21 protein-coding genes are annotated in these 20,632 nt (G+C 45.8%); all 21 read left to right on the top strand.

All coding sequences use genetic code 11. The features are described 5' to 3' along the window. Positions 1-32: 32 nt before the first annotated feature. The 21 genes from CYJ37_RS14175 (at position 33) to cccA (ending at position 20,562) form a co-directional block, all read left to right on the top strand. Positions 33-500 carry a hypothetical protein gene (locus CYJ37_RS14175; protein ID WP_009791393.1) on the top strand — a complete coding sequence of 156 codons (468 nt, stop codon included), beginning with the start codon at positions 33-35 and terminating at the stop codon, positions 498-500. A gap of 82 nt (positions 501-582) precedes the next feature. After that, positions 583-867, top strand: coding sequence for a sporulation protein YqfC (gene yqfC, locus CYJ37_RS14170; RefSeq protein WP_022544206.1), 285 nt, complete (start codon positions 583-585; stop codon positions 865-867). A 70-nt stretch (positions 868-937) separates the two neighbouring features. Then, the gene (yqfD, locus tag CYJ37_RS14165) at positions 938-2,131 is read left to right on the top strand and encodes a sporulation protein YqfD (RefSeq protein WP_101550339.1); all 1,194 of its coding nucleotides are present in this window, start codon (positions 938-940) and stop codon (positions 2,129-2,131) included. Continuing rightward, the gene (locus tag CYJ37_RS14160) at positions 2,128-3,090 is read left to right on the top strand and encodes a PhoH family protein (RefSeq protein WP_009791396.1); all 963 of its coding nucleotides are present in this window, start codon (positions 2,128-2,130) and stop codon (positions 3,088-3,090) included. The genes yqfD and CYJ37_RS14160 overlap by 4 nt, the downstream gene beginning before the upstream one ends. A gap of 194 nt (positions 3,091-3,284) precedes the next feature. Continuing rightward, positions 3,285-5,465 (top strand): HD family phosphohydrolase, encoded by a 2,181-nt coding sequence (locus CYJ37_RS14155; protein WP_101550337.1) that lies wholly within the window; start codon positions 3,285-3,287, stop codon positions 5,463-5,465. Continuing rightward, positions 5,462-5,932, top strand: a complete 471-nt coding sequence (gene ybeY / locus CYJ37_RS14150) for an rRNA maturation RNase YbeY (RefSeq protein WP_101550336.1) — start codon at positions 5,462-5,464, stop codon at positions 5,930-5,932. The genes CYJ37_RS14155 and ybeY overlap by 4 nt, the downstream gene beginning before the upstream one ends. Next, the gene (locus CYJ37_RS14145) at positions 5,910-6,305 is read left to right on the top strand and encodes a diacylglycerol kinase family protein (protein ID WP_094767038.1); all 396 of its coding nucleotides are present in this window, start codon (positions 5,910-5,912) and stop codon (positions 6,303-6,305) included. Before ybeY ends, CYJ37_RS14145 begins: the two co-directional genes overlap by 23 nt. A 312-nt stretch (positions 6,306-6,617) precedes the next feature. Continuing rightward, positions 6,618-7,016 carry a cytidine deaminase gene (locus CYJ37_RS14140; RefSeq protein ID WP_101550334.1) on the top strand — a complete coding sequence of 133 codons (399 nt, stop codon included), beginning with the start codon at positions 6,618-6,620 and terminating at the stop codon, positions 7,014-7,016. Beyond that, a complete protein-coding gene (gene era, locus CYJ37_RS14135; RefSeq protein WP_009791401.1) occupies positions 7,009-7,938 on the top strand; it encodes a GTPase Era in 930 nt (309 codons plus the stop codon). The genes CYJ37_RS14140 and era overlap by 8 nt, the downstream gene beginning before the upstream one ends. Before the next feature lie 156 nt (positions 7,939-8,094). Then, complete coding sequence (locus CYJ37_RS14130) at positions 8,095-8,238, top strand: YqzL family protein (RefSeq protein ID WP_009791402.1); 144 nt, start codon at positions 8,095-8,097, stop codon at positions 8,236-8,238. Positions 8,239-8,267: 29 nt separating this feature from the next. Continuing rightward, a complete protein-coding gene (gene recO / locus CYJ37_RS14125; RefSeq protein ID WP_101550332.1) occupies positions 8,268-9,029 on the top strand; it encodes a DNA repair protein RecO in 762 nt (253 codons plus the stop codon). A gap of 722 nt (positions 9,030-9,751) precedes the next feature. Next, positions 9,752-10,648 carry a glycine--tRNA ligase subunit alpha gene (gene glyQ, locus CYJ37_RS14120; protein WP_101550330.1) on the top strand — a complete coding sequence of 299 codons (897 nt, stop codon included), beginning with the start codon at positions 9,752-9,754 and terminating at the stop codon, positions 10,646-10,648. Beyond that, complete coding sequence (glyS, locus tag CYJ37_RS14115) at positions 10,635-12,707, top strand: glycine--tRNA ligase subunit beta (protein WP_101550328.1); 2,073 nt, start codon at positions 10,635-10,637, stop codon at positions 12,705-12,707. Before glyQ ends, glyS begins: the two co-directional genes overlap by 14 nt. Positions 12,708-12,897: 190 nt before the next feature. Further along, a complete protein-coding gene (locus CYJ37_RS14110; RefSeq protein ID WP_009791406.1) occupies positions 12,898-13,530 on the top strand; it encodes a helix-turn-helix transcriptional regulator in 633 nt (210 codons plus the stop codon). 24 nt (positions 13,531-13,554) lie between these two features. Beyond that, a complete protein-coding gene (locus CYJ37_RS14105) occupies positions 13,555-14,373 on the top strand; it encodes a pyruvate, water dikinase regulatory protein (RefSeq protein WP_009791407.1) in 819 nt (272 codons plus the stop codon). Positions 14,374-14,651: 278 nt separating this feature from the next. Further along, positions 14,652-15,119 carry a YaiI/YqxD family protein gene (locus tag CYJ37_RS14100; RefSeq protein ID WP_224951682.1) on the top strand — a complete coding sequence of 156 codons (468 nt, stop codon included), beginning with the start codon at positions 14,652-14,654 and terminating at the stop codon, positions 15,117-15,119. A 45-nt stretch (positions 15,120-15,164) separates the two neighbouring features. After that, positions 15,165-16,976 carry a DNA primase gene (gene dnaG, locus CYJ37_RS14095; protein WP_101550326.1) on the top strand — a complete coding sequence of 604 codons (1,812 nt, stop codon included), beginning with the start codon at positions 15,165-15,167 and terminating at the stop codon, positions 16,974-16,976. Between the two features lie 48 nt (positions 16,977-17,024). Continuing rightward, positions 17,025-18,149, top strand: a complete 1,125-nt coding sequence (rpoD, locus tag CYJ37_RS14090; RefSeq protein WP_009791410.1) for an RNA polymerase sigma factor RpoD — start codon at positions 17,025-17,027, stop codon at positions 18,147-18,149. 96 nt (positions 18,150-18,245) lie between these two features. Continuing rightward, positions 18,246-18,767 (top strand): hypothetical protein, encoded by a 522-nt coding sequence (locus tag CYJ37_RS14085; RefSeq protein ID WP_035401200.1) that lies wholly within the window; start codon positions 18,246-18,248, stop codon positions 18,765-18,767. Positions 18,768-18,863: 96 nt separating this feature from the next. Next, positions 18,864-20,003 (top strand): acyl-CoA dehydrogenase family protein, encoded by a 1,140-nt coding sequence (locus CYJ37_RS14080; protein WP_009791412.1) that lies wholly within the window; start codon positions 18,864-18,866, stop codon positions 20,001-20,003. 193 nt (positions 20,004-20,196) lie between these two features. Beyond that, entirely contained in the window at positions 20,197-20,562 is a 366-nt protein-coding gene (gene cccA / locus CYJ37_RS14075; RefSeq protein WP_009791414.1) for a cytochrome c550, read from the top strand. The last annotated feature ends 70 nt before the right edge of the window (positions 20,563-20,632 follow it).

Below are 20,632 nucleotides of genomic sequence, written 5' to 3'. Positions count from 1 at the left end.
GCCGGGAATATGCTGGGAAAGGAGGATTCTCCTTGGAATTCTTATTGGAAAATCCATTTATTCTAGTTGTGCTGATCGGCATCATCTCCTCACTTTTCAGCAAGGCAAAACGCGGCGGCACTACGGGACCGGCACAGCAGCAGGGGAATGCGGAGCCTGAACCGGGACCGTATGCCGATGCCGGGTATGAGCCGGAGGAAAAACCGGCTGTACCGGTTAAGGAAGCAGGACGGCAAACGCTCGAAAGCATGGAGTCTTATTATCAGGAAAGAAAAGTGCAGGCAGAAGAACGCGCAAGGAGGCTTTCTGAAAGGCAGGATCTGCTGGAAAGAAGGGTTCAGAATGCACGCAATGCTGCTGGAAAACCTGAGAAGAGCACTAAAGCTGAACCTGCCGGACGGGCTGCAGTAAGCCGGGAAAAGCTTGCGGACGCAATAGTCTGGTCAGAAATCCTCGGGCCCCCCCGGTCAAAGAACCCGCGCAGGCTGCACAGACGCTGAACGGGCGGCATTAACGAATAAAAAGAGTGCTAGAACCTTCTTCCATCTCATACATATGAGATGAAAGGGGGTTCTTTTTTTTATGGCTAAAAAGTGGGGACAATACATTCGCAGCTGGATGACCAACCAAATGGAGCTTCCTCAAGATGTCATGATGGATTTACCCCGGATAACAATGATTGGGCAAATTCATATATATATTGAGAACCACCGCGGACTGATTGCTTTTAGTGATAAAGAGCTCAGGCTTCTGCTCAAGCAAGGGCAGCTGCTCATCAAAGGAAGCACCTTTGTCATTAAGACCATACTCCCTGAAGAGATACTGCTGGAAGGCAAAATCGACCAGGTGCAGTATATAGACGAATAATGGCCAGTGCCATGCGGTGATTCTTTTGAACCGCAGGGCTGGCTGAAAAAGAGATCCGGAGGGAAGGAAAATGAAGAATCAATGGATTGCTTTTTATTCTGGAATAATCACTGTAAAGGCTGCGGGCTCCGGCATTGAACGGCTGATCAACTCACTGACCAGGAACGGCATCATGGTCTGGCAGGTAAAAAGGCATGGAGAGCAAGCGGTTACCTTTAAAATAAAGCTGACTGACGTAAAGCGGCTCCGTGCGTCAGTAAGGAAGAGCGGATGCAGGATTGAATTCCTTCATCGAGCCGGCCTGCCCTTTCTGCTGAAAAGAAGTCTCAAAAACAGCGGTTTTCTTTTTGGTGCCGCCTCTTTCCTTGTTATCCTGATCCTTTTGTCCAATATGGTATGGGGAATTGAAATCAAAGGGGCAGATCCTGCTACTGAATATAAAATCCGCAGGCAGCTTGACGAAATGGGCATCCGCAAAGGTAAACTTCAGTTTTTTGTCAAAAATGTAGAAGGAATCCAGCGTGAGCTTTCCAACGAAGTGGATGAGATCACCTGGGTAGGTGTGGAGCTCAAGGGGACAACCTACCACTTCCAGGTGGTGGAGAAAAACGAGCCGGATAAGCCGGAGCTTTTGAGCCCAAGACACCTGGTTGCCAAAAAGAAGGCTGTGATTTTGGACATGTTCGTGGAAGAAGGCAAGCCTGTTGTCAGCGTAAATGACCATGTCATCCCAGGCCAGCTTCTGGTTTCAGGCATCATCGGCCAGGACGGCCAAACACAGACGGTACCGGCAAAAGGGGAAATCTGGGGGGAGACCTGGTATAAATCCGAGGTGAAACTTCCGCTTAAGAGCACCCTCCAGGTGTTCGGCGGAGGAGAAAAAAGGAAATATTATTTTGACATAGGAAATTTTTCAATTCCTGTCTGGGGGTTTGGCAAACCGGAATTCAGTGAATATGAGATAGAAGAGAACAGAAAGGACATTAAATTCCTGAAATGGACCCTCCCTCTCGGCTTTACAAGCAGGACCATGCGGGAAAGTGAAACCGTTACAAGGATTTACTCCAATGAGGAAGCCTTTGAAGTGGCAAAAGATTTGGCCAGAAAAGATATAAAAAACAGCTTGAGTGAGGATGCTAAGATCAAGGGAGAAAAAATTTTGCACCAATCCGTAGAGAATGGTAAAGTATTTATAGCAATACATTTCCAAATTATTGAGAATATTGCAGAAGGACAATCCATTATCCAAGGAGACACAGAATGACAGAAGACTTAAAAACCATGAATGTTCATCTGGAAGATCCTAATGAAGCAATAGCACTGATCGGGAATTCGGATGCCAACCTGAAAATAATCGAACAGGAACTGAATGTGTCTGTCGTCACACGGGGAGAAACGATTTTCGTGTCCGGCGAGGCAGATGCTGTCGAGCTTGCCGGCCAAATCCTGGACAAACTCATTTATGTGATCCGCAAAGGAATCAATATCAGCGGCAGGGATGTTATGTACAGTATCCAGATGGCCAAAAAAGGCACACTTGAATATTTCAGCGACCTGTATGAAGAGGAAATAACGAAGAATGCAAAAGGCAAGTCCATTAGGGTAAAAACGCTTGGGCAGCGCCAATATATAAATGCGATTAAAACAAATGATCTGGTATTTGGAATTGGCCCTGCAGGTACAGGCAAGACCTATCTGGCTGTTGTGATGGCAGTCAATGCATTGAAAAATGGGAATGTAAAGAGAATAATCCTGACCAGGCCGGCTGTTGAAGCAGGCGAAAGCCTTGGCTTCCTTCCTGGGGATCTGAAAGAAAAGGTCGATCCTTACCTGCGGCCGCTTTACGATGCCCTGCATGACATCCTTGGCGCCGAACATACTCAAAGGCTGATCGAGAGGGGTACCATTGAAATAGCCCCCCTTGCCTATATGAGGGGCCGTACGCTTGATGATGCATTTGTCATTCTTGACGAAGCACAGAATACAACACAGGCTCAGATGAAAATGTTCCTGACCAGGCTGGGCTTCGGCTCCAAGATGGTCATCACCGGTGACCGTACACAGGTCGACCTTCCGAAGGGAGTCCGTTCCGGGCTGATTGCTTCAGAAGATATCCTGTCTGCTGTAAAAGGAATTTCCTTCTCTTACCTGGAGCAAAGCGATGTCGTCCGCCATCCGCTTGTAGCCCGGATTATTTCAGCTTACGAAAAAACAGACCAATAATAAAAACCGTCCTGGTGGGCGGTTTTTATTCTTTCTGAAAAGGACCTGCCGGCAGGCAAACCCTCTGTTTCGCCAAGTTGATGTGAATAGAGGGTGAAACTTGACGGAAAAACTGTTATCATTTTACATAATCATAGTTCAAATTAAATGTGAGCTTATCCGGCCCTGCTTATGCCTGGATAGGAGGGGGAAGCATGGAAAAATTACAGCGCCAGTTGGCAAAGGTCAGAAACCTGTTGGATATGACATTCTTTAGAGTCGTCTTATTTCTTCTGCTCGGCATCGTACTATATGCCGCCATGTTCAGCAATGTAAAGCCCGAAAAGCTCGACATAAGCCTATTTTCTGTGGCTGAACAGACAATCCGCTCACCGATTACAATAGAAGACAAGGCGAACACCGAGAAGGAAAAGAAGGCGGCCGCCGACCAGGTGACCGATGTATACATAGTCAAAAAGGAAATCAATCAGAACCGTGTCGATCTGGTCACTTCCATATTTGATTCCGCAGCGGAAGTTAACGAAGAGATAAGCGAGGAAGCGGCACAAAGCGGTAATGAACAGGGTGATGGAGAACAGGAAACTGCATATGTTCCGCCTTCTTCTTCGGAAAAACTGAAAATGCTCAAGGAAAAGCTGACAGATAATGTGACGAAGGAAGTCTCTGATGCGGTCCTGTCACCGCTTCTGCAGGCGTCCAAGGACGAGCTTACGATTGCAAGGGACCTTACTGTAACGGCGATTAACAATGTGATGGGCAGCAAAATCCCTGCTGATGAAGTTGAAAACAGCAAAAAGAGGGTGGAGGAAGAGCTGAAATATACCAGTCTGAGCACGAATTTGAGAAGCTCGGCTATTGAGCTTGGCAGATATGCTGTCATCCAGAACGAATTTTATGACCCGGCTGCGACTGAAGAACTCAGGCAGCAGGCAGTAGAGAATGTAGAACCGGTCAAAATCCTCCAAGGCCAGATCATCGCGGAAGAGCGCCAGCTGATCAACAGGGAAATCTACAGGCAGCTGGAGCTTACAGGGCTTCTGGACAACCAGAAAAGCATACAGCCGTTTCTGGGGCTGGGCCTGATTGTAGCCATCATTCTGGCTGCACTCTATTATTACTTTTATGAGCTGAATGTTCAAAAGGAGCTGAAACAGAATTACCTCCTGCTGTTCAGCCTGATTTTCATCCTTTCGCTTTTGCTGATGAAATGCGTAAGCCTCCTGCAGCTGCTCCAGTATCCGGAAATTGGCTTTATATTTCCGGCTGCAATGGCAGCCATGCTGATCAGAATCCTGATCAATGAAAGGCTTGCCATTCTGATTACGATAGTCCTTGCCATCTGCGGAAGCGTCATGTTCAATGAAGGCACTGCCGGAACATTGAATATAAATATGGGCATCTATATCATTTGCTCAGGCTTTGCGGGTATATTATTCTTAAACAAGCAAAACAACAGGTCCAAGATTCTTCAGGCAGGACTGTTTGCAGCAGGGGTGAACCTTGTTGTGATCATCGCCCTCATGCTGCTTAGAAATACTCATTTCGAGGCGGTTGAATACAGCTTCCACTTAGTGACAGCATTGATCTCCGGTGTGGCTTCATCTGTGCTGGCCATCGGCCTGCTTCCGTTCTTTGAGGGGAGCTTTGGCATCCTTTCCGCCATGCGGCTGATTGAGCTGTCAAACCCGAACCATCCGCTGCTCCGCAAAATCCTGACTGAGGCGCCGGGGACCTACCATCATAGTGTAATGGTGGCAAATCTGGCTGAGTCAGCATGTGAAGCAATCGGGGCAAATGGCCTCCTTGCCAGGGTAGGCTGCTATTATCATGATATCGGGAAGACAAAGAGACCGCATTTTTTTATTGAGAATCAAATGAATATCGAAAACCCGCATGACAGGCTGCCGCCGCAGACAAGCAAAAATATCATTATTGCCCATGCGGTCGACGGAGCTGAAATGCTGAGAAAGCACAAAATGCCGAAGGAAATCGTCGATATTGCCGAACAGCACCATGGCACCTCTTTGCTCAAATATTTCTACCATAAGGCCAAACAAAACGGTATGGATATCAATGAAGAGGACTATCGTTATCCGGGGCCAAAAGCACAGTCAAAGGAAATCGCCGTCATCGGCATTGCCGACAGTGTCGAGGCAGCGGTCAGGTCCATGTCCAATCCGACACCTGAACAAATTGAAGGGCTTGTCAGGAATATCATCTCAGACAGGCTTCAGGATGAACAGCTGAACGAATGTGACTTAACACTGAAGGAATTGGAAATTGTTGCACACACTTTTTGTGAAACTCTAAAGGGGATCTTCCATTCCAGAATTGAATATCCAGAATCCACGAAACAGAAGGTGAAGCAAGCATGAGCTTAAATATTGATTTTTTGGATGAAACAAATGAAGTAAAAAGCAGCCATATTGAACAGGTTGAAAAGCTGCTGGATTTTGCAGCAGAAAAGGAAAATGTTGAAGCTGGTTCGGAATTGTCCGTAACCTTTGTAACGAATGACCGTATCCAGGAAATAAACAGGGAGTACCGCGATAAAGACAAACCTACTGATGTTATTTCCTTTGCCATGGAAGAGCTTGGGGAAGGAGAAACAGAAATTGCCGGGGAAGGTATTCCAAGGGTGCTCGGCGATATCATCATATCAATTCAGAGGACAGAAGAACAGGCCGGTGAATATGGACACTCTTTTGAACGCGAGCTGGGTTTCCTTGCTGTTCACGGATTCCTCCATCTTCTTGGATATGACCATGAAACAGATGAGGAAGAAAGAGAAATGTTCGGCAGACAGAAGGACATCCTTGATGAGTACGGGCTCACGCGATAAGAAGCCGGGTGCCGGGAAAGGCTTGTGGCCTGTTTTTGCTGCAGCTTTTGCCGGTATCGGCAATTCACTGAAGCAGGAAAGGAATATGAGGATTCATGCCCTTTCATCAGCTGTGGTCATTGCAGCAGGCGCCGGCTTTTCCTTAAGCCGGATCGAGTGGATGTTCATCATATTGGCCATTGCCGGGATGTTTGCGCTGGAACTGATCAACACAAGCATTGAAAGAGCTGTGGATCTGTCAACAGAAGAATGGCACCCGCTGGCAAAGCAGGCCAAGGATGCTGCAGCAGGGGCTGTGCTGGTGTTTGCTTTTGCGTCGGCAGCACTCGGTGCAATCATATTCCTCCCGAAGATATGGTCACTTTTTCAGTAGGAGCGGCTCCAGTATGCCGTTCTTTTTTAAATTAGGGAAAATAATGAAATGAAACCGTATGTACAATCAAATACTGATATTTACAAACTTGCCTGTAATTTTATAAAAGAAAAGCGGGAATGGATTTTGGGCTTTCTTGAAAACGCTGTCTGATTTGGTTAAAATGACAGAGCATGTAATGAGATAGTGTGTCCGTTTTTGGAAAATTCAAATTTTTTATTACGATTTTGCTACAATCAATGAAAATCTTGCAAAAATAAGGTAAAATATAAGAAGGAGAATACTCCCCTCCTTCGAAAGGAAGAATGACTGATGAAGACGGAAGTGTTGATTGAAGAAGCAAAAAAAGCAAGGGACAAAGCATATGTGCCATACTCCAATTTCCCGGTGGGAGCAGCCCTTCTGACTGAAGACGGTAAAGTATACCATGGCTGCAATATTGAGAACGCGGCATACAGCATGTGCAATTGTGCTGAGCGCACTGCACTTTTCAAAGCATATTCCGAAGGAGACAAAAAATATACAGCAATGGCAGTTGTAGCTGATACAGAGCGTCCGGTTCCTCCATGCGGAGCCTGCCGCCAGGTTATTTCAGAATTATGCCCAAATACGATGAAAGTGGTTTTGGCGAATTTAAAAGGGGATATAAATGAATTAACAGTAGAAGAGCTGCTGCCTGGAGCTTTTTCACCGGAGGACCTTAATGAATAAAGAATGGAATAGCAATCGCGAACAAACTCATAAATCTGGATTTATATCTATTATCGGACGGCCTAATGTTGGTAAATCAACATTCTTGAACAGAGTCATTGGCCAGAAAATCGCCATCATGAGCGATAAGCCCCAAACCACAAGGAATAAGGTACAGGGTGTGCTTACAACCAATGATGCTCAGTTTATATTCATTGATACACCAGGGATCCACAAGCCAAAGCATAAGCTGGGCGACTTTATGATGAAGATAGCGCAGAATACGCTGAAAGAAGTGGACCTTATCCTGTTTATGGTGAATGCCGAAGAAGGCTTCGGCCGCGGCGAGGAGTTCATCATCGAGAAATTTCAGAACGTGAAGACTCCCATCTTCCTTGTCATAAATAAAATTGATCAGATTCACCCTGATAAGCTTTTTTCCATCATTGAATCCTATAAAGAGAAATACGGCTTTAAGGAAATCATCCCGATATCAGCGCTGGAAGGGAACAATGTGGATACGCTGCTGGAGCAGATCAAGCAGTATATACCGGAAGGGCCGCAATTCTATCCGGCTGACCAGGTGACAGACCATCCTGAAAGGTTCATTGTATCCGAGCTGATCAGGGAAAAGGCTTTGCACTTGACCAGGGAGGAGATTCCGCATTCCCTTGCTGTAGTGATTGACAAGATGGAGAGGCGCGAAGACAAGGACGTCATAAATGTGATGGCTACTGTCATTGTAGAACGCGATTCCCAAAAAGGGATTGTCATTGGGAAGCAGGGCGCTATGCTCAAGGAAATCGGCAAGCGGGCCAGGACAGATATTGAAAATCTGCTGGGCTCGAAGGTCTATCTGGAACTATGGGTAAAGGTGCAGAAGGATTGGCGCAACAAAATGAGCCAGCTGCGTGATTTCGGATTCAGAGATGATGAATATTAAAGGGCGATTCAGCCATAACTAACCTATTTCACCTCAACTGGAATTATGCAGACTTTTTATTAACAATTATTACGTCTTATGATTTTCTAATGACAGGCTATGATAAAGGTATGGAATTAATAATTGCTAGTTAAAAATCGAAAGGTGGGGTTTCCAATGTTGGATTTTACCTGGAAGGTCTTCAAGCAGACAGGTAATATTGACACATATCTTCTTTTTAAGGAGCTTGAAAAAGAAACTCAGGATTTGCCCGGAAGCAGTGAACATGAACTAGCAGAAGTTGATTTTCCCATCTCATAGGTTTGTCTCTTGCAGGGATGGTGGCATAAGTGTTTGAAAAATGCGAAGGAATCGTATTGAGAACAGTCAATTATGGTGAATCCAATAAAATAGTTACTCTTTATACCCGGGAATGGGGTAAGGTTGGCGTGATGGCCAGAGGTGCAAAAAAGCCTAACAGCAGGCTTTCGGCTGTCACCCAGCCTTTTACTTATGGCTACTTCCTCGTTCAGAGAAGCAGCGGGCTGGGGCTTATGCAGCAGGGGGAAATGGTCTCCTCCATGCGCTCGATCAGGGAGGATATCTTCCTGACGGCATATGCCAGCTATATTGTGGATCTGACTGATAAAACAGTCGAAGAGAAGAAGCCGAATCCGTTCCATTTCGAACTGCTTCATCAGACTTTGAATTATATGAACGAAGGCTATGATCCTGAAATCATGGTGAATATTTACGAAATGAAAATGCTCAATTCCCTTGGACTTTATCCGGTCCTGGATAAATGCTCTGTCTGCGGAAGCACTGATGGGCATTTTTCTTTTTCCATCAGGGAGGGCGGTCTCATTTGCCACCGCTGTCTGGAGAAAGACCCGTACCACTATAAGATTTCGCCGGCAGCTTTAAAACTCCTGCGCCTTTTTTATTATTTTGATTTGTCGAGGCTTGGGAATATATCAGTAAAGCCGGAAACCAAAGCGGAACTGAAAAAAATTATCTCAGCCTACTATAATGAATACTCCGGCCTCAGTCTGAAAACCAGAAAGTTCCTGGACCAGATGGATAAGTTGGGCGGTTTCTTTGAAAAAGGATAATGCCTGAGGGGAGCTCACAGTCATTCTCCGATACAGGCCCCCTCCGCATTTCGATTGTCAGCTGGAAAGCTTAGGCCCTCGAGGCTTTTCCGCATTTCGATTGTCCAGCTGCAGGGGCCATCGGCTCGAGTCATAAGCCAATCCGGCCAGGAGGTTAAAGAACAACCTCCCGTCCGGCTCGTCTTATGCTTGAGGCCCGCAGGACGCGGGTCATGCAGACGATGCCACAGGACGTGGCGTTTTTAGTCTGCGTTCCTTGACAGCAAACGCCTTCCGCTTTTCGATATTGTCCAGCTGCAGGCGTTAGCCCCTCGAGTCTTAAGCCAATCAGATCAGAAGGTTAAAGAACAACCTTCCGCTCTGCTCGTCTTAAGCTTGTCGGGGCTGAGCAAACGCCTTCCGCTTTTCTGTATTGACTTTTATTTTGTTTTGTTTTATGATTCTCAATAATTAATAGTTCTGCTATGAAGGAAAGAAGTAGTCCGAATGATCTGTAGAAGCGAGTCCGGGATGGTGTGAGCCGGATTATGGGTGTTGGATGAAGGGCGTTCCTGAGCGGATTGCGTGCTTTGGGCACATAAGGTGGCTGCATTGAATGGCAGCAAATAGGGTGGAACCGCGGGTAACTCTCGTCCCTATGCTTTTTGGAGCATAGGGATGGGAGTTTTTTTGTGCTTTTTCCCAATGCTCTGATTACACAAATACCTATTGGAGGTGCCAGGATGAATATTCAAAATATGATTCTGACTTTGCAAAAGCACTGGTCAGAGCAGGGCTGCATCCTTATGCAGGCTTATGATGTCGAGAAAGGTGCAGGAACGATGAGCCCGTACACGTTTTTGCGTGCAATTGGGCCTGAGCCATGGAATGTGGCCTATGTAGAGCCTTCACGCCGCCCGGCGGATGGAAGATATGGCGAAAATCCAAACCGCCTTTATCAGCACCATCAATTCCAGGTGATCATGAAGCCGTCTCCTGACAATATCCAGGAACTGTATCTGGATTCTCTTCGCGCCCTTGGAATTAATCCTTTGGAGCATGATATCCGGTTTGTAGAGGATAACTGGGAGAATCCTTCCCTGGGATGTGCCGGATTAGGCTGGGAAGTGTGGCTTGATGGAATGGAAATTACGCAATTCACCTATTTCCAGCAGGTTGGCGGCATTGAATGTAATCCTGTTTCTGTGGAAATCACATACGGAATCGAGCGTCTTGCTTCGTATATCCAGGATAAAGAGAATGTCTTTGATCTTGAGTGGACTGAAGGATTTACTGTAAGGGACATCTTCCTGCAGCCTGAATATGAGCATTCCAAGTACACATTTGAAACCTCTGATCCGGATATGCTTTTTAACTTGTTTAATATTTATGAAAAAGAAGCCCACAGGCAGATGGAAGAAGGTCTGGTTCATCCGGCATATGATTATGTGCTGAAATGCTCCCATGTTTTCAACCTGCTTGATGCGAGGGGAGCCATTTCTGTAACAGAAAGGACCGGTTACATTGGACGCTGCCGGAACCTGGCGCGGAAGGTCGCAAAAACATTCTATGAAGAACGGGAAAAATTAGGCTTCCCGATTTTACAGCGGAAGGGAGAGATTGAAAATGGCGAAGCGTGATTTATTGCTTGAAATCGGCCTTGAGGAAATGCCGGCAAGATTTGTAACAGATTCCATTAACCAGCTTGCTTCCAAAGTGGAAAAGTGGCTGGAGGAAAAGAAGGTGCCGCACGGAGGCATCAGCGCCTTTTCAACTCCCCGCCGTCTTGCTGTTCTTGTAAAGGATGTTAGTGAAACACAGGAGGATATCCATGAAGAGGCGAAAGGTCCGGCCAGAAAAATCGCCCAGAATGAGGCTGGAGAGTGGTCAAAGGCTGCGATCGGCTTTTCCCGGGGCCAGGGCATGGACGTGGATGATATTTATTTTAAAGAAATAAATGGCATTGAATATGCACATGTAAATAAGTTCATTAAAGGAGCCGAGACTGCTTCTATCCTGCCGGAGCTGAAGGATATCGCGGAAAGCCTTACTTTCCCTAAAAATATGCGCTGGGCAGACAGGGATATGAGGTATGTAAGGCCGATTAAATGGATTATGGCTCTTTTCGGCCAAGATGTAATCCCGTTTGAAATAGCCGGGGTGCCTGCATCCAACTGGACTCTCGGTCATCGTTTTCTTGGGGAAAAGGTGGAGCTCACTGAGCCTGCAGAATACGAAAAAAGCCTGCTTGGCCAGTTTGTCCTTGTCAATGCAGAAGAAAGAAAAAGTGGGATCCGCAGCCAGATTGAACGCTTGGCAGAGGAAAATAACTGGGTGATTACAGTGGATGAGGATCTGCTGGAGGAAGTAACAAACCTTGTCGAGTATCCAACGGCGCTCTTCGGAAAATTTGAGGAGGAGTTTCTTGAAATTCCTGAGGAAGTGCTGATCACTAGCATGAAAGAGCACCAGCGCTATTTCCCTGTCAAGTCTGCAGAAGGAAAGCTGCTGCCTTACTTTGTCACTGTGCGCAATGGTGACCATAACCACCTTGAACAAGTGGCAAAGGGGAACGAGAAAGTGCTTCGCGCCAGACTCGCTGATGCAGCTTTCTTTTACCAGGAAGACCAGAAGATGGATATTGAGTCAGCGCTTCAGAAGCTCGGCAGCATCGTCTACCATGAGGAGATCGGTACCCTTGCTGAGAAAGTTGAACGAGTTAGAAAGCTTGCCAATGAGCTGGCAGAATCGCTTTCCCTCAATCCTGAAGAAAAGAAAACGGTTGACCGTGCCGCAGAAATCAGCAAGTTTGATCTGGTATCACAGATGGTATATGAGTTCCCTGAATTGCAGGGCTTCATGGGTGAAAAATATGCTGCCCAAAAAGGTGAGGATGCCGCTGTTGCTAAAGCCATCAATGAGCATTATATGCCGCGGAATGCAGAGGATTCTGCACCTGAAAGCAATGAAGGTGCAGTCCTTGCAGTTGCAGAGAAATTGGATACGATTTCTTCCTTCTTTGCAATTGGCATGATTCCAAGCGGCTCGCAGGATCCATACGCTTTAAGAAGGCAGGCAGCAGGCATCGTCCAGATCCTCGCTGTTAAGGGATGGAAGCTTGAGCTTGATGAAGTGATCAAGAAGTCGCTTGCACTTGTCAAAGAGTCAGGCGTCGGAAAGAAAGAGGAAGAGCAGGTATATGATGAACTGCTGTCCTTCTTTAAACTCCGCATCAAGCATACTCTGCAGGAGCGCAGCATCCGCTACGATATTATTGATGCCGTTTTATCAGGAAAGATCGGTTCAATGGCTTCTTTAATTAAGAGAGCGGAAGTATTGAATGCCCACAAAGGAGAAGACGGTTTTAAAGAGAGCATGGAGGCTTTGAGCCGTGTGCTGAATATTGCTTCCAAAGCAGAACACCCTGCAGCAGTTGATCAGGGGCTTTTTGAAAATAAGGAAGAAACGGAGCTGTACAGCCGTTTACTTGAAGTTTCCGCAAAGATCGGCAATGGTGTTGAAGAGGAAGAATACTATATGCTGCTCGTATCTATGAGACCTGAGATCGGTGCCTATTTCGAAAATACAATGGTCATGGCCGATAACACTGCTTTGAAGGAAAACCGTTTAAGCATGATGGCCGAAATCGCATCACTGATCCAGGCATTTGCCAAGGTAAACGAAATAGTAGTCAAGTAAGAAGTAATTTTTGCTTTTTAGCTTGCTAAAAGATATGATTATGCAGAGAGCCTGTCAAAAATTCCGACAGGCTCTTTGAAATTTTTTCCTATATGCCAGGTTAAAAATGTTAAAACATTCTTTTCATTTATAGCAAATAGTATATAATATTTTTATAAAAGTATAACATTATTAGCTGGCAAGCAAGGTGGTGAGGACAATAGAGCTTAATAAAAGACAAGAATTAATATTGGATATCGTGAAAGAAAATGGACCAATCACAGGTGAACATATTGCAGAGAGGCTGAACCTGACAAGGGCAACCTTAAGGCCTGATCTGGCCATATTAACTATGGCGGGCTATCTGGATGCAAGGCCGAGGGTCGGCTATTTTTATACTGGCAAGACAGGTGCCCAGCTTCTGACTGAAAGCCTGCAGAAGCTGCTGGTGAAGGATTATCAGTCCATCCCGGTGGTCGTGAATGAAAATGTATCGGTCTATGATGCGATAGTTACGATGTTCCTGGAAGATGTCGGTACATTATTCGTTGTCGATCAATCTTCTCTGCTGGTCGGCGTCTTGTCCAGGAAGGACCTGCTGAGGGCAAGCATCGGAAATCAGGAGCTTACAGCCCTTCCGGTAAATATCATCATGACGAGGATGCCTAATATTACAACCTGCAAAAAAGACGATCTGCTGATTGAAATAGCCAATCTGCTGATCGAAAAACAGATAGACGCTTTGCCGGTCGTGAAAGAAACCGATAAGGGCTTTGAAGTAACAGGCAGGATCACAAAGACCAATTTGACAAGGGCGTTCCTTGCTCTTGCAGAACAAAGGTGATTTAGAAGAGAGGATGGATGAGCAATGGGTACAGTGCCGATCATCTATGTTGTTTCCGATTCAGTGGGGGAAACAGCAGAATTAGTGACGAAAGCGGCCATCAGCCAGTTCAATGGCAGCGATCTGACAATAAAAAGATTTCCTTATGTTGAAGATAAATTTAATATCGATGAGGTATTATCGCTCGCGAAAATGGACCAGGGAATGATTGCTTTTACATTGGTAAAGCCTGAAATCCGCAGTTATATGGCAGAAGCAGCAGCCAGGGAAAATATTTATGCGATCGACATCATCGGGCCATTGATGGACAGGATCCAGTCGATCTGCGGGGAAACCCCCTTGTATGAGCCGGGCCTTGTCAGGAAGCTGGATGATGACTATTTTAAAAAGGTGGAAGCAATCGAGTTTGCTGTGCAGTATGATGACGGCCGCGATCCACGGGGAATCCTTAAGGCTGATATTGTTCTTGTCGGCGTTTCAAGGACCTCGAAGACGCCTTTATCCCAATATCTCGCACACAAGCGGCTTAAAGTCGCGAATGTCCCGCTCGTTCCGGAAGTTGATCCGCCTGAGGAGCTGTTCCAGGTATCGCCTTCCAAGTGCTTTGGCTTAAAAATAAGTCCTGAAAAGCTGAATAATATCAGGAGGGAAAGGCTCATTTCACTCGGTTTGAGCGATAATGCCAGCTATGCCAATCTTGAACGGATCAAAAGCGAGATCAGCTATTTTGACCAGATTGTAACCAGGATCGGATGTCCTGTGGTCGATGTTACAAATAAGGCAGTGGAAGAAACGGCAAACGTCATTTTTGACCTTTACCGGAGAAATATTTCTGCAAAGTAGCACATACTCTTGTGAATATGTGCTTTTTCTAATTTTAGGCAGTACATTCCGGTTAATGAGAAAATTAGGGCTGTACAGTAAAAAATAATGGCAAAACTGACTTTTATGCACTATAATAAAAAATTGTGATAAAAATATTCATCATTAGGTTTAGACTTACCACATAACGAATAAACTATTTATTGTGAGAAGTCAAGGCAGGCATCTAAAAAAAATTCGACATGAATCTCTTATGAAAAGTTGCTCTATTAAAGAAGGAATATGCGGAGTGATGTAGAATTACTAGTACATTAGGGAAAAGAAGCATCCTGGTTGACGCTGATTCTTGTCCTGTTAAGATGGAAATTGTCGAAATTGCCAAAGGCTTTGAAATCGAACCGGTTTTCGTCGCTTCCTACGCACATATGGTAAATGACTTTGGCGGGGCTGTCTGGAAGTTTGTTGATTCAAGCAAAGAAGCAGCAGATCTGTTCATCATGAATCATGTGAAAAAGGGGGACGTTGCAGTCACACAGGATATCGGCCTAGCCTCAACGCTGCTGCCTAAAGGGGTTTATGTTCTTTCTCCCAGGGGAACCTTATACGAAGAAGAGCATATCCATACAGCTCTGGATATGAGGTATCTCAGTGCCAAAGCAAGGCGCCGGGGGCAATATGGAAAAGGCCCTAAGCCTTTCACCCAGGAAGACCGGAGCAGGTTTGTGAAGCAATTGACAAAGATTTTGTCGAATCTTGCAGGAAAATAGCTTTTTTATCACGAATACCTCATAAGTAAAATTGGAGTTGTTCTCATGGCAGAGCGAATTTCCGAAGCGAAACTGGATGAAATCCGGCAGGCTACAGACATTGCCGATGTAATCGGTGATCATGTTCAGCTCAAGAAACAGGGGCGGAACTATTTTGGCTTATGTCCATTCCATGGAGAAAACTCGCCATCTTTTTCTGTTTCCCCGGAAAAGCAGATTTACCATTGCTTTGGTTGCGGAGCCGGAGGGAATGTGTTTTCGTTCCTGATGGAGCATGAAGGCTATTCTTTTCAGGAAGCTGCTGTCAAACTTGCAGAAAGAGCGGGGATTCAGCTTGATATTGAAGCCGCATCCGCAAAGCAGAGCTCGCTGCCCGAAAATCTCCAGCAGATGATAGAGGCGCATGAGCTTCTCCGGAAATTTTACCATCATTTGTTAATGAACACAAAGGATGGCCAGCACGCACTGGAGTATTTGCTTGACAGAGGCTTTACCAAAGAGTCGATTGAGAAGTTCCAGATCGGTTATTCCCTGGATTCATGGGATTTTGTTTGCAAGTTCCTTGTAAAAAGGAAATTCAATCCTGAATTCATGGAAAGAGCTGGGCTTATCATCAAAAGGGACAGAGATGGCAGTTATTTTGACCGCTTCCGCGATCGGATCATGTTTCCGATCTTTGACCGCAAAGGAAACACGATTGCTTTTTCCGGAAGATCGCTCGGGGCCGGAAATGAGCCCAAATATCTGAACAGTCCGGAGACAGCAATCTTTAATAAAAGTAAAATCTTGTATAATTTCCACCTGGCAAGACCGGCAATCCGCAAGACACACCAGGCGGTCCTTTTTGAAGGGTTCGCGGATGTTATTGCTGCAAACCGTTCTTCTGTTGAGAACGGGGTTGCCACAATGGGGACTGCATTGACGCCTGAACATGTTGCAATGCTCAGGAGAAATACTGAGTCTGTCACCATTTGCTATGATTCGGATAATGCCGGAATAGAGGCGGCCTTTAAAGCCGCTAAAATGCTGTCTGAGGCTGGCTGCGGCATCAAGGTTGCCATGCTGCCAGATGGCATGGACCCGGATGACTACATCAAACAGCACGGAGCTGAAAAGTTTCGCAATGATGTAATCGAGTCCAGCATTACCCACATGGCGTTCAAGTTTCTTTATTATAGAAGGGGCAAAAAGCTCCAGGATGAAGGAGATCGGCTTCTATATATAGAAGAAGTACTTAAGGAAATCAGCCTTCTTGATAAGGCTGTTGAAAGAGATCATTACATGCGCCAGCTGGCTAATGAATTTTCTCTGTCACTGGAAGCGCTGAAGCAGGAGCAAAAGCAGATATACTTTGCCGAGAAACGAAAAAACCAGGGCAGTTCTGCCCCAGCACAAAAGAAGCATATGATCGTTTCACGGCGCCAGGATTCGCTCAAGCCTGCTTTTCATACAGCTGAAAGAAGATTGATTGCCCATATGCTGAGAAACAGCGATACTGCTTATAAAGTCCAGGAGCTTCTCGGAGGCAGCACCTTTAACATTGATGATCATCAGGCTATCATTACTTATTTATTTGCTTTTTACGAAAAGGGGAATAGCCCCGATCCAAGTGCCTTCTTAAATTTCGTTGAAGATGCAAAGCTTAAGCGGATCATTGCGGATATCGAGATGATGTCGGTTAATGATGAGCTGACTGAGCAGGAGCTCAATGACTATATTAAGCAGGTGTTGAATTATCAAAAGATGTTAATGATAAAGGAAAAGCAGGCTGAAGGGAAGGAAGCCGAACGGCAGAATGACTTTGCAAGGGCTGCATCGATTGCAATGGAAATTATTCAACTGCGTAAATTGCTATAGATAAGCTTTTATACGACTGGTTTGTGATTTTTGGAAGGAGGGGGACTTATGGCTGAAAAGTCAGCCCGTTCAAAAGAGGTTGATTCAGAGTTGACCATGGAGCAAGTGAAGGAACAGTTAACGGAAGTAGGAAAGAAAACCGGGGTGCTCGCATATGACGATATCGCGGAAAGGCTTTCCAACTTTGAATTGGATTCCGATCAGATGGATGAGTTTTATGAGTTTCTTGGAGATCAGGGGGTAGAGCTTGTCGGCGACAACGATGATGCGGACCCTAATGTCCAGGAGCTTGCCAAGGGTGAAGAGGAATTTGATTTAAACGATTTAAGCGTTCCTCCAGGAGTTAAAATTAATGATCCCGTCCGCATGTACCTGAAAGAAATCGGGCGTGTGGATCTTCTTTCTGCACAGGAGGAAATTTCCCTGGCCAAGCGGATCGAGGAAGGCGACGAAGAGGCAAAGAGAAGGCTGGCGGAAGCCAACCTGAGGCTCGTAGTCAGCATTGCCAAAAGGTATGTCGGAAGGGGCATGCTGTTCCTTGACCTGATCCAGGAAGGGAATATGGGCCTGATCAAGGCAGTTGAGAAATTCGATTACCGTAAAGGCTACAAATTCAGTACGTATGCAACATGGTGGATCCGCCAGGCCATTACAAGGGCGATTGCCGACCAGGCAAGGACGATCAGGATCCCTGTCCATATGGTGGAAACAATCAATAAGCTTATCAGGGTGCAGCGTCAGCTTCTCCAGGATCTCGGCCGCGAACCGACTCCGGAAGAAATTGCGGAAGACATGGATCTGACACCGGATAAGGTCAGGGAGATTCTGAAGATTGCCCAGGAGCCTGTTTCACTTGAAACACCGATTGGGGAAGAAGATGACTCTCACCTCGGCGACTTCATTGAAGACCAGGATGCGACTTCGCCATCTGAGCATGCTGCATATGAGCTCCTGAAAGAACAGCTTGAAGACGTCCTTGATACGCTTACAGACCGTGAGGAAAATGTCCTGAGGCTGCGTTTCGGGCTTGATGACGGGCGTACGCGCACTCTGGAAGAGGTCGGAAAGGTCTTCGGCGTAACCAGGGAGCGTATCCGCCAAATCGAGGCGAAAGCACTTCGCAAACTGAGGCATCCAAGCCGAAGCAAGCGGCTTAAAGACTTCCTCGAATAAAAAAACATTGTCAGAAAATAGTTTACTTCTTAAAATAGAGGTAAACTATTTTTTTTGAAAAAAATGCCTTTGGATTTCCGGACGGGATGGGTGGATATGGATAGAGCGAGAAAAGACATGATTGTAAAAGAAATTTTATACTGGAAGGATAATCGCATGCTTCCTGAGCATTATTGTGATTATCTGCTTGCTTTGTATACAGAAGGGAATCGGCCGAAGGATAAAGCTCGAAAGGCAAAAGGGTTTTATTTTCTCAATATCATTCTCTTGCTGCTGATTCCTCTGTCGCTGTTATTCATTTATTTTACTGAATTATCTTTCATTTTGCAAATGGGCCTTCTGATTTTTTTTACAATTACTGGAGTTTCTCTTGCTATTTATTTTACTAATAAAGGAATTGCGCCGCAACTGCCTCTCGCTGTTTCGGCTTTAATATTGCTCTTGATATCGGTTGAAATGGCATCTCATTTTTTCCCGCATCATAATACAGCCTTGTATGGAGCTTTAATGCTTAATTGTCTGCTTTGGATTGCGGCTGCCTGGAAATTCCGTCAGCACTATTTTGGAATATCCGGCCTGGTAGGACTCATCATCATTGTTATTTCTATTTTCATATAATAAATTAAATTTTAAAGTTTTTAAATGTTGAGAAAATTAATTCCTTCCTCGTATAATGGTAATGAAAGCGTATACAAAACTTCGAGGGGGATTTGCATGAATTTTGAATTGACTGCCGAACAAAATATGATTCTGAAAATGATCAGGGAGTTTGCTGATGAAGAAGTTGCTCCCGGTGCACTGGAAAGGGACAGGACGAAAGAATTCCCTAAAGAAATATTTAACAAATTATCTAATATGGGTGTGATGGGGCTGCCGTTCCCTGAAGAATACGGCGGCGGAGGGGCTGATACAGTCAGTTTTGCCATTGTGACTGAAGAGCTCAGCAGGGCATGCGGTTCGACGGGAATCACTTATTCAGCCCATATTTCCCTTGGCGGGGCCCCCCTTTATCTTTTTGGGACTGAAGAGCAAAAGCAACAGTATCTGGTTCCGATCTGCACTGGAGAATCATTCGGGGCTTTCGGGCTTACAGAGCCTAACGCGGGATCAGATGCAGGCGGTACAAGGACGAGCGCGGCAGAAAAAGATGGGGAGTTCATCATAAATGGCAGCAAATGTTATATTACAAATGCGAGCTATGCAAAGCATCTGGCCATTACAGCGGTCACGGGGGGAAGCGGGGCGGATAAAGAAATCAGCGCCATCATTGTGCCGACAGATGCAGAAGGGTTCAAGGTAATCGATAATTACGAAAAAATGGGGCTTAATGCTTCTAATACCACAGAGCTTGTGATGGAAGATGTGCGTGTGCCGACTGAGCACTTGCTCGGCAAAAAAGGCGAAGGTTTCAAGCAATTCCTGATTACATTGGATGGAGGCCGGATAGGGATAGGCGCCATGGCTGTCGGAATCGCCCAGGCTGCTTATGAAAAAGCATTGCAGTATGCAAAAGAGAGGACTCAGTTTGGCCGCTCGCTGTCCCAGTTCCAGGCTATCCAGTTCAAGCTCGCTGATATGGCGATGAAAATCGAGCTTGCCCGGAATATGGTCTATAAAGCAGCATGGCTCAAGGACCAGGGAAAGCCATTTACGAAAGAAGCGTCCATGTGCAAGCTGTATGCATCGGAAATCTGCATGGAAGTGGCTGACCAGGCAGTCCAGATCCATGGGGGCTATGGCTATATGAAGGACTATCATGTAGAACGCTATATGAGAGATGGAAAGCTGACGGAAATCGGAGAGGGGACGTCAGAGATACAGCGTATGGTGATTGCGCGGCAGATCGGCTGTTAAGGAAACTGGCTCCATTTATATGGAGCTTTTTAATTTAGCTGGCAAAACAGAGGCGGAATCTTCCAATTTCGAACATACTGTGACAAAGTTCAGTTTAGGGCTTTTCCTTCCAGGGGTTTTCAAGTAAAATAGAGATTGTTTGTATTATATAATATACTTGACTGAGATGTTCTTACATAAGGGAGGTTAAAACATGAACCGAAATCCATTAATTCCGTTTCTTTTGATTGCTGTGCTAGGCATTGGAGCTATGTTCCTCGTTTCCTTCAAAGGGCTGGGCGATGCTAAGGACCTTGCGGCTGAGCAGGAAGGCGGCGGAGAAGAACAGACTGAAGAGGTTGCAGCCAACCCGGAAGACATTTATAAACAAACCTGTATCGGCTGCCACGGCGACCAGTATCAGGGTGGGGTAGGTCCTGCTTTGACAGGTGTTGGCGACCGCTATTCACAGGATGAAATCGCTGACATCGTTGTTAACGGTAAAGGATCCATGCCGCCAGGGCTTGTTCCGCAGGAAAAAGCAGGCGAAATGGCTGAATGGCTGGCAGGCCTGAAATAATGTGACAGTTAAAGAAAAGCCTTTCTTTTGAAAGGCTTTTCTTTATTTTGGAGCTCCGATCAGACTCCTG

The organism is Bacillus sp. UMB0728, from assembly GCF_002858875.1.
Classification (GTDB): Bacteria; Bacillota; Bacilli; order Bacillales; family Cytobacillaceae; genus Bacillus_AB; species Bacillus_AB infantis.
Note: the sequence above shows the minus strand (reverse complement) of the source record. Positions and strands in the feature narration are given on the sequence as shown.